Below are 9,680 nucleotides of genomic sequence, written 5' to 3'. Positions count from 1 at the left end.
GCCGTGCGATGCACGGCCCCGTTGGCAGCCTGACGATCAGGAAATTCGAGGACCCGATGGTGGGTGCGACAGGGATTGAACCTGTGACCCCCGCCGTGTGAAGGCGATGCTCTACCGCTGAGCTACGCACCCATCGGGTGTGGGCGGGGAAATAACGGGCGGCCGGAAAGGTGTCAAGCAGGGGTCACAATCATTCCTCATCTACAAACACCCGCCCGGCGCATCATCTGAACGGGATGCGCCGTCTCCTCCTGCCGCTCCTCGCCGCCGTGCTTTTCCTGCCCCTGCCGGGGCGGGCGGAACCGTTGCGGGCCGTCTATGGCGTGCAGGCGGCGGGCATGCAGGTGATGCGGGTGGAGGTGATGTTCGACCTGGATTCGCCACGCCACTACCGCATCGAATCCGCCGTGCACCTGACCGGGCTGGCACGCTGGTTCAGCGCCGGGCGGCAGGTCAACCGTGTCGAGGGGCTGTGGCGGGAGCATCGCGCCCAGCCGGTGCGTTTCGTGGGGGATGGGGTGTGGCGTGGCAAGCCGCGCCAGGTGGTGCTGGAATACCCCGACGGTCAGGCCACGCTGCGCCACCTCGTGCCGGCCGAGGACCCGGAGCGGGAGCCGGTGCCGCCCGCCCTGTGGCGCGGCACGGTGGACGCGCTGACGCCGGTGGCGCAGATGGCGCGCAACCTGGCCCGCACCGGCCGCTGCGAGGCCGAGGCCACGGTGTTCGACGGCCGCCGCCGCGCCGAGTTCACCGCCCGCACCCTGGGGCGGGACCGCCTCGCCCCCTGGCGCGAGGCCTGGAGCGGCGAGGCGGTGCGCTGCGGCTTCACCGGCCGCCAGACCGCCGGCTTCCGCCACGATGACGAGCGGGACCTGCGCGAGCCGCAGGAGGCCATCGCCTGGATGGCCAGCCCGCGCCCGGGTGCCCCGGTGCTGCCCGTGCGGGTGGAGATGCCGGGCCGCTGGCTGGGGCGGCTGACCGCCTATCTGCTGGAACTGGGCCCCAGCTGAGGCCTCAGCCGGCCAGCGCCCGCCGCAGCAGCGCGGGCAGGGCCGCGGGGCCGTCCGCCACCGGCGCGCCTTCCGCCATCTCCGGCAGACCGTAGCCCCAGCCGCAATAGACCACCGGCAGGCCGGCGGCGCGGCCTGCGGCGATGTCGTTGTGGTGGTCGCCCACCATCACCGCCGCTCCTGGCGTGCCGCCGGCCGCGGCCAGCGTGGCCAGCACATGCGCCGGGTCCGGCTTGCGGACGGGGAAGCTGTCGCCGCCGCCCAGCGCCGCGAAGCGGCCATCCAGGCCGAGCGCCCCCAGCAGGAGGCGTGCGGCCTTCTCCGGCTTGTTGGTGCAGACGGCCATCGCCCAGCCTTCGGCCGCCAGCCCGTCCAGCACCGCCGCCATGCCGCCGAACAGCTTCGTGTGGACGGCGGCGTTGGCCTCGTAATCGGCCAGGAAGGCGGGCTGGGCGGTGGGGTCGGCCGGCAGGCCGCGCGCGGCGAAGGCGCGGGCGAGCAGCACCGGCACGCCGTCGCCGATGAAGCGCGTCACCTCCGCCAGGGTGAAGGGGGCGAGGCCGCGCGCCTGCATCAGCCGGTTGAGCGCCGCGTGGATGTCCGGCCGGCTGTCCACCAGCGTGCCGTCCAGGTCGAAGATCACGGTTCGTTGCATGGCGCCGGTTCATGCCATGTTTCGTGCGGCAATGCGAAGTGACGCCGGAAACCCTTGCCGGGCCTTGGCTTTCCCAGGCAGAAGCGGGGCATGAATGCTGCCGCCATCCTGCTCGCCGCCGGCCTCGGCACCCGCATGAAGAGCCGCCTGCCCAAGGCGCTGCATCCCATTGCCGGGCGCCCGATGCTCAGCCACCTCATCGCCGCCTGCGAGGGGGTGTTCGACCGCCTGGTGGTGGTGGTGGGCCCCGACATGCCGGCGCTGGAGCGCGCCGCCGCGCCGCACGCCACCGTCGTGCAGGCCGAGCGCCTGGGCACCGGCCATGCCGCCCTGCAGGCCGCGCCGCTGCTCGACGGCTTCGCGGGCGACGTGGCGGTGCTCTATGCCGACAACCCGCTGATCAGCCCCGCCACGCTGCGCCGCCTGCGCGCGGCGCGCGGCGCGGAAGGCGGCGAGGGGGCCGGCCTCGCGCTGCTGGCCATGCGGCCGGAGGACCCGGCGAAGTATGGCCGGGTGATGCAGGACGGGAGCGGCAACGTCACCCGCATCGTCGAGTACGCCGACGCCACGGAGGCCGAGCGCGCCGTCGGGCTGTGCAATGCCGGCGTGCTCTGCGCCCCGGCGGCCGACCTGTTCCGCTGGCTGCGCGGCGTGCGCAACGAGAACCGGGCGGGCGAGTACTACCTGCCCGACGTGGTGCCGCTGGCCGTGGCCGAGGGGAAGCGCGTCGTCGCGGTGGAGGCGCCGGAGGCCGAGCTGCGCGGCATCAACAGCCGCGTCGAGCTGGCCGCCGCCGAGGCCACGGTGCAGCAGGCGCTGCGCCGCGCCGCCATGGAAGGCGGCGCCACCCTGACCTGGCCCGAGAGCGTGGTGTTCAGCCACGACACGCGGCTCGGCCAGGATGTGACGGTGGGCCCGCATGTGGTGTTCGGCCCCGGCGTGACGGTGGAGGACGGCGCCGAGATCCGGGCCTTCAGCCATCTGGAGGGCTGCGTGGTGCGCGCCGGCGCGCTGGTCGGCCCCTATGCGCGGCTGCGGCCGGGCACGGATGTGGGGCCCGCCGCGCATGTCGGCAATTTCGTCGAGCTGAAGAACGTGGCGCTGGGCCAGGGGGCCAAGGCCAACCACCTGACCTATCTGGGCGACGCCTCGGTGGGGGCGGGCACCAATGTCGGCGCCGGCACCATCACCTGCAACTATGACGGCTTCGCCAAGCACCGCACGGAGATCGGCGCCGGCGTGTTCGTGGGCTCCCACACCACGCTGATCGCGCCGATCGCGCTGGGCGACGGCGCGATGACCGCCGCCGGCTCGGTGCTGACCAGGGATGTGGCGCCGGATGCGCTGGCCTTCGCCCGCGCGCGGGCGGCTGAGAAACCCGGGGCGGCCGCGGCCTTCCGCGCCGCCCGCCGGAAGGAGAAGGGCTGATGTGCGGGATCGTCGGTGTGGTGGGGCGGGACGATGCCGCCCCGCGCCTGCTGGAAGGGCTGCGGCGGCTGGAATACCGGGGCTATGACAGCGCCGGCATCGCCACGCTGGTGAACGGGCACATCGAGCGCCGCCGCGCCGAGGGCAAGCTCGTCAACCTGGCGAATGCGCTGGAGGCCCAGCCGCTGGCGGGCACCATCGGCATCGGCCACACCCGCTGGGCGACGCATGGCGCGCCGACCGAGCGCAATGCCCATCCGCACGGCACCGCCCGCGTCTCCGTTGTGCACAACGGCATCATCGAGAATTTCTCCCAGCTGCGCGCCGAGCTGGAAGCCGAGGGCGTGGAATTCGAGACGGAGACCGACACCGAGACGGTCGCCAAGCTGCTCGACCACCTGCTGGCCGGCGGCGCCACGCCGGAGCAGGCCGTCTCCGCCACGCTGAAGAAGATCCATGGCGCCTTCGGGCTGGCGATGGTCTTCGCCGGCCATCCTCGCACCCTGATCGCCGCGCGGCAGGGCAGCCCGCTGGCCGTGGGCTATGGCGAGGGCGAGATGTTCGTGGGCTCCGACGCCCTGGCGCTCTCGCCCATGACGCGCCGCGTCGCCTATCTGGAGGAGGGCGACTGGGTGGTGCTCTCCGATCGCGATGCCCGCTTCTTCGACGCCGATGACCGGCCGGTGGAGCGCGCCATCAAGCTCACCGCCTATTCCGGCGCCGCGGTGGGCAAGGGCAATTACCGGCACTTCATGGAGAAGGAGCTGCACGAGCACCCCGTCGTGCTCGGCGACACGCTGCGCCAGTATATCGACCCGGCCAGCCGCGCCGTGGCCCTGCCGGCGCTGCCCTTCGACCCGGTGGCGGTGCCCAAGATCTCTTTCAGCGCCTGCGGCTCGGCCTATCTGGCGGCGCAGGTCGGGCGCTACTGGATCGAGCAGGTGGCGCGCATCCCGGTCGATGCCGACATCGCCAGCGAGCTGCGCTACCGCGACCCGCCGCTGCCCGAGGGCGGCGCCGCGCTGCTCGTCAGCCAGTCCGGCGAGACGGCGGACACGCTGGCGGCGCTGCGCCTGCTGCGCGAGCGCGGCCAGCGCATCCTCTCGGTGGTGAACGTGGCCGAGAGCAGCATGGCGCGGGAGAGCCATGGCACGGTGCTGACCGTGGCGGGGCCGGAGATCGGCGTCGCCTCCACCAAGGCGTTCACCGCGCAGCTCGCGGTGCTGGCCAGCCTGGCGCTGGGCTTCGGCCGGGCGCGCGGCACGCTGCCCGCCACCGAGGAGGCGCGCCTGACCGCCGCCCTGCTGGAGGTGCCCGCCCATGCCGCCGCCCTGCTGGAGGACAGCGCCGAGATCCTGGAGCTGGCGCGCGAGGTGGCGCAGGCGCGGGACGTGCTTTTCCTCGGCCGCGGCAGCCTCTACCCGATCGCGCTCGAGGGCGCGCTGAAGCTGAAGGAGCTGAGCTACATCCACGCCGAGGGCTATGCCGCCGGCGAGATGAAGCACGGACCCATCGCGCTGATCGACCCGACGGTGCCGGTGATCGCCCTCTGCCCCTCCGGCCCGCTCTTCGAGAAGACCGCATCCAATTTGCAGGAGGCGGCGGCACGCGGCGGCCGAATCATGGCCTTCACCGACGCGGTGGGCGCCCCGGCGCTGCGCCGCTTCGCCGAACGGGTGGTGGTGCTGCCCACGGTCGATCCCTTCGTGGCGCCCATCCTGCACGCGATACCGGTGCAGCTGCTGGCCTACCACGTGGCGGTGCTGAAGGGCACCGATGTGGACCAGCCGCGCAACCTGGCCAAGGCGGTGACGGTGGAGTGAAGGTCGCCCGCCCCTGGCCGGGGCGCAGTCCGGTGGTGGCGGCCGCTCCGGCCGCGGTCCGGCCCGATATCCTAGGGCCTGCCGGGCCGGGTGTGGCGTGATGATGCGGCTTGTTCCGCCGGTTATTCCACCGGGCGACGGAACTGCGCCATGCCATGCGGAGTTCCCAGTGGCAGGGCGCGCCGCTCCGGCGGAGCGGGCGGCCGTCCCCTTCCTCCACCACCGGATCTGAGGCGCTTTCCATTGCTTGGCGGTCACGGCAACCTGAGACTATGCTGCGTCGCAGCACAACCTTCCGGAGCCGTCATGCCATGAGTCGGACCCGCCTCGCCCGCACCGAACTGCTCGCTCGCCGCTATCTGGCCAGCCGCGGCGGTGCGCCGATGGTCGAGGACCCGCTCCGGGTGGCGCTGCCCCGGCTGCAGGCGGAGGTCGCCGCCGCCTCGCGCCTGGCACGGCTGGATCTGACGATCGCGCTCGGATTGTTCGTGGCGGCGCTGACCATGGTGCTGACAGCCTGGCTGGCCCCGCTGCATGGCGGTATCCTGGTGGCGCTCCTGCACCTGCATCTGGCGCCGCTGGCGGGGCTGGCGGTGGCCGTGTGGGCCGCCATCGTGCTGGAGAAGTCGGGGCCGCGGCTGTTCGTGACGCGCCGCATCGCCCGCGCCCTGAAGGCGGGTGCATGGCTGGAGGCGCTGGACCTCGCGGTGCAGGGCCTGCCCGCCCCCAGCGCCGCCTGAGCCGGCCATCCCCCTCTCCCGAAAGGAGAGGGGGATGGCCGCCGGCGTCAGATCCGGCCCATCAGCAGCAGCACGATCAGGATCAGCAGGATCAGGCCAAGGCCACCCGAGGGCCCGTAGCCCCAGCCGCGGCTGTAGCCCCAGCTCGGCAGCGCGCCGATCAGCAGCAGAATGACGATGATCAGCAGGATCGTACCCATGGCGTTCTCCAGCCTTGTAGCCTGCGCCTGCGGTTGCCGGCGTGCCGGGTCAACGCCCGGGCGGCGGAAAGTGTTGCGCTCAGGTTTCAGCGATCATCGGCAGGTGGGCTGACAGCGGGGCATCGCACGCCTACCTTTCCCGGAACGCCCGGTCAGCCGCCTTCCGGCGGGCCGGAGAAAAGGGAAGGAGAGCCCGATGCTCGACACCGTTGCCAAGCTGCCGCTGAAAGACCCCGACCTGTTCCGGCAGGCCAACCTGATCGACGGCGAATGGGTGCAGGCGGACAGCGCCAAGAGCCTGGAGGTTCGCAACCCGGCCACGGGCGAGGTGGTGGGCACCGTGCCCGCCATGGGCCAGGCCGAGACCCGCCGCGCCATCGAGGCGGCCAATGCCGCCTGGCCGGCCTGGCGCGCCATGCTGGCCAGCGAGCGGGCGGCCATCCTGAAGAAGCTGGCCGCGCTGATGCTGGCCAACACCGACGACCTGGCCGCCATCATGACCGCCGAGCAGGGCAAGCCCCTGGCGGAGTCGAAGGGCGAGATCGGTTACGCCGCCAGCTTCATCGAATGGTTCGCCGAGGAGGCGCGCCGGGTGAATGGCGAGACCATTCCGCAGAACGCCAAGGGCCGCCGCATCCTGGTGACCAAGGAGCCGGTCGGCGTCTTCGCCGCCATCACGCCCTGGAACTTCCCGGCCGCCATGATCACCCGCAAGGCCGGCCCCGGCTGGGCGGCGGGCTGCACCGGCGTCATCCGCCCGGCCAGCCAGACGCCCTTCTCGGCGCTTGCCATCGGCGTGCTGGCCGAGCGCGCGGGCATGCCCAAGGGCGTGTGCAACATCATCACCGGCCCGTCCTCCGGCACCGGCAAGGAGCTGACCGGCAACCCGCTGGTGCGCAAGCTCTCCTTCACCGGCTCCACCGAGGTCGGCCGGGTGCTGCTCGAGCAGTGCGCCGCCACCATCAAGAAGACCTCGATGGAGCTGGGCGGCAACGCGCCCTTCATCGTGTTCGACGATGCCGACCTCGACGAGGCGGTGAAGGGCGCCATCGCCTCGAAGTACCGCAACACCGGGCAGACCTGCGTCTGCGCCAACCGGGTGCTGGTGCAGGAGGGCGTCTACGAGGCGTTCAGCCAGAAGCTGAAGGCGGCGGTGGAGAAGCTGAAGGTTGGCAACGGCATGGAGGACGGTGTCACCCAGGGCCCGCTGATCAATGCCGACGCGGTCAAGAAGGTGCAGGACCACATCGCCGACGCGCTGTCGAAGGGCGCCAGCATCGTCACCGGCGGCAAGCCGCACGAGAAGGGCGGCAATTTCTTCCAGCCCACCGTGCTGGCCAACGTGCCGCATGACGCCGTGATCTTCCGCGAGGAGACCTTCGGCCCGGTGGCGCCGCTCTTCCGCTTCAAGACGGAGGAAGAGGCGATCCGCCTGGCCAACGACACCGAGTTCGGCCTCGCCGCCTATTTCTATTCGCGCGACGTGGGGCGGATCTTCCGTGTCGCCGAGGCGCTGGAATACGGCATCATCGGCATCAACGAGGGCATCATCTCGACCGCCGAGGCGCCGTTCGGCGGCTTCAAGCAGTCGGGCCTCGGCCGCGAGGGCAGCAGCCACGGCATCGAGGAATATCTCGAGACCAAGTATCTGGCGCTGGGCGGCATCGGCGGCTGAGCGACCGGGCCGGGGAGGGGTGCTTCCCCGGCCTTTCCTGCGCGCGAAATGGCCGCAGGAAAAAGGAAGGATGCCGGCTTTCCGCGGCATGAGTGCCGCAGTCGAATACAAAAAAGGCCCCGCACGGAATGCCGTGCCAGAGCCTGGGAATATTTCAGCATGTTGGAAAACTTGGCTGGGGAACCTGGATTCGAACCAAGACTGCCCGAGTCAGAGTCGGGAGTTCTACCGTTAAACTATTCCCCAACGGCGTTGGCGGCGATATAGCGCCCGCCAGATTGGCTTGCAAGGGGGGTGTTGAACCATTCCGCTTTGCGGCGCGAAATCGCTTGCCCCGGGCGCCCGCAGGCCGGATCATTGGCAAGCCCCCCTTCTGCCCCTGCCCGGGCGGAGCCGGGAAAGGCCCCCTGATACCATGCCAGATGCCGTGTCGAATCCTGCCGTCGCCCGCTTCCACCCGCCCTCCGCGGCCGCTGGCGGTGCATTCGCGGCCATTGATCTCGGCACCAACAACTGCCGTCTGCTCGTCGGCACCCCCACCCAGGCCGGCGCCTTCCGGGTGCTGGACAGCTACAGCCGCGTCGTCCGCCTCGGCGAGGGGCTGGCGGGGGAGGGGCGCCTGTCCGAGGGCGCGATGGAGCGGGCGCTGCTGGCGCTCCAGACCTGCGCCCAGAAGCTGCTGCGCCGGCCGCTGCGGCGGCTGCTCGCCGTCACCACCGAGGCCTGCCGCCAGGCGAGCAACGGCCGCGCCTTCGTTGCCCGCGCCCAGGCCGCCACAGGCCTGCCCATCCGCATCATCACGGCGCGGGAGGAGGCGGAGCTGGCGATGGAATCCTGCGCCCCCCTGCTTCGCCCGCAGGACCGACGCGCCCTGCTGTTCGACATCGGCGGCGGCAGCACCGAGATCGCCTGGATCCGCGCCGGCGCGGGGGGGCAGGCGGAGCTGATCGGCTATGTCTCTCTGCCGCTCGGCGTCGTCACCCTGGCGGAACGGGCGGGGCTGTGCTGCTACACGCCGGAGGGCTTCGGCCGGGTGGTGGACGAGGTGACCGAGCAGCTCACCGAGTTCGACCGGGTGCACAGCATCGGCCGCGAGATGCGCGCCGGCGGCGTGCGGCTGATGGGCACCAGCGGCACCGTCACCACCCTGGCCGGCGTCGCCCTGTCGCTGCCGCGCTATTCCCGGCCGCTGGTCGATGGGCGCGTGCTGGACATCGAGGTGGCCGACCAGGCGCTGCGCGACCTGTTCCATCTCGGGCGGGAAGGGCTGCGGGCGCATCCCTGCATCGGCCCCGAACGGGCGGATTTCGTCCTGCCCGGCTGCGCCATCTATGCCGCCATCCGCCGGTTGTGGCCCTCCTCCTGCGTCACCGTCGCCGATCGCGGGCTGCGGGAGGGGATGCTGCTGCGCATGATGCGGCAGGAGCGCGCGCCGCTGCGCCGTGCCGCCCACCCGCCCCGCTGGGCCGCCCACCCGGCGCCCTGAGACACCGCTTCTTGAGGAATTGCCTGTCGTGAAGACTCCGACCGGAGCCGGGCGTGGCCTGACCACGCGCCTCCGCACCGCCAAGGGCCGCACCACCGCCAGCCAGAAATGGCTGGAGCGGCAGCTCAACGACCCCTATGTGCGCGCCGCCAAGGCGGCCGGCTGGCGGTCCCGTGCCGCCTTCAAGATCATCGAGCTGGATGAGAAATACGGCCTGTTCCACCCCGGCCAGCGCGTGGTCGACCTGGGCGCCGCGCCCGGCGGCTGGACCCAGGTGGCGGTGCAGAAGGCGGGCGAGCGCGGCAAGGTGGTGGGGCTCGACCTGCTGCCGATGGATGTGATCGCCGGGGCCACCCTGCTGCAGGGCGACTTCCAGGACGCGGCGGTGGAGCAGGCCGTGCTGGACACGCTGGACGGGCCGGCCGACCTCGTTCTGTCCGACATGGCGCCCAACACCACCGGCCACAACGCCACCGACCACCTGCGCATCCTGGGACTCGTCGAGCTGGCGCTGGATTTCGCGGGCAAGGTGCTGGTGCCGGGCGGCGGCTTCGTCGCCAAGGTGTTCCAGGGCGGCACGGAGCGCGACCTGCTGAACCGGCTGAAGCGGGACTTCGCCAGCGTGAAGCACGCCAAGCCTCCCTCCAGCCGCAAGGACAGCGC

The 9,680-nt window shown here is 71.8% G+C and carries 9 protein-coding genes and 2 tRNA genes; 7 read left to right on the top strand and 4 right to left on the bottom strand.

Going from position 1 to position 9,680, the window contains the following annotated elements; translation table 11 throughout:
• Positions 1-57: 57 nt before the first annotated feature.
• Positions 58-132, bottom strand: a tRNA-Val gene (locus ACZJYS_RS19610).
• A 104-nt stretch (positions 133-236) separates the two neighbouring features.
• On the opposite strand from ACZJYS_RS19610, the gene ACZJYS_RS19605 reads away from it, so the two are divergent.
• On the top strand, positions 237-1,010 hold the full coding sequence (locus tag ACZJYS_RS19605) for a DUF3108 domain-containing protein (protein WP_493180023.1): 774 nt from the start codon (positions 237-239) through the stop codon (positions 1,008-1,010).
• A gap of 4 nt (positions 1,011-1,014) precedes the next feature.
• On the opposite strand, the gene gph is transcribed toward ACZJYS_RS19605, so the two are convergent.
• A complete protein-coding gene (gene gph / locus ACZJYS_RS19600; protein ID WP_493180022.1) occupies positions 1,015-1,665 on the bottom strand; it encodes a phosphoglycolate phosphatase in 651 nt (216 codons plus the stop codon).
• 90 nt (positions 1,666-1,755) lie between these two features.
• On the opposite strand from gph, the gene glmU reads away from it, so the two are divergent.
• From glmU to ACZJYS_RS19585, 3 genes are all read left to right on the top strand, one after another.
• Entirely contained in the window at positions 1,756-3,093 is a 1,338-nt protein-coding gene (gene glmU / locus ACZJYS_RS19595) for a bifunctional UDP-N-acetylglucosamine diphosphorylase/glucosamine-1-phosphate N-acetyltransferase GlmU (protein ID WP_379648618.1), read from the top strand.
• The gene (glmS, locus tag ACZJYS_RS19590) at positions 3,093-4,916 is read left to right on the top strand and encodes a glutamine--fructose-6-phosphate transaminase (isomerizing) (RefSeq protein ID WP_379633662.1); all 1,824 of its coding nucleotides are present in this window, start codon (positions 3,093-3,095) and stop codon (positions 4,914-4,916) included. The genes glmU and glmS overlap by 1 nt, the downstream gene beginning before the upstream one ends.
• A gap of 311 nt (positions 4,917-5,227) precedes the next feature.
• Complete coding sequence (locus ACZJYS_RS19585) at positions 5,228-5,656, top strand: hypothetical protein (RefSeq protein WP_109517791.1); 429 nt, start codon at positions 5,228-5,230, stop codon at positions 5,654-5,656.
• A gap of 47 nt (positions 5,657-5,703) precedes the next feature.
• On the opposite strand, the gene ACZJYS_RS19580 is transcribed toward ACZJYS_RS19585, so the two are convergent.
• Positions 5,704-5,856, bottom strand: coding sequence for a DUF3309 family protein (locus ACZJYS_RS19580; protein WP_099094782.1), 153 nt, complete (start codon positions 5,854-5,856; stop codon positions 5,704-5,706).
• 196 nt (positions 5,857-6,052) lie between these two features.
• Between ACZJYS_RS19580 and ACZJYS_RS19575 the strand changes: the two genes are divergently transcribed.
• A complete protein-coding gene (locus ACZJYS_RS19575; RefSeq protein ID WP_109517792.1) occupies positions 6,053-7,531 on the top strand; it encodes an NAD-dependent succinate-semialdehyde dehydrogenase in 1,479 nt (492 codons plus the stop codon).
• Positions 7,532-7,703: 172 nt separating this feature from the next.
• Here ACZJYS_RS19575 and ACZJYS_RS19570 read toward each other — a convergent pair.
• Positions 7,704-7,777: transfer RNA gene (locus ACZJYS_RS19570), tRNA-Gln, on the bottom strand.
• A gap of 181 nt (positions 7,778-7,958) precedes the next feature.
• On the opposite strand from ACZJYS_RS19570, the gene ACZJYS_RS19565 reads away from it, so the two are divergent.
• The gene (locus ACZJYS_RS19565) at positions 7,959-9,017 is read left to right on the top strand and encodes a Ppx/GppA phosphatase family protein (RefSeq protein WP_493180021.1); all 1,059 of its coding nucleotides are present in this window, start codon (positions 7,959-7,961) and stop codon (positions 9,015-9,017) included.
• Between the two features lie 58 nt (positions 9,018-9,075).
• The coding region (locus ACZJYS_RS19560; RefSeq protein ID WP_493180024.1) for an RlmE family RNA methyltransferase at positions 9,076-9,680 on the top strand (605 nt) is incomplete at its 3' end.

The organism is Roseomonas sp. TS2 (assembly GCF_058833935.1).
The sequence above is the reverse complement of the archived record's forward strand: the minus strand, read 5'-3'. Positions and strand labels throughout refer to the sequence as shown.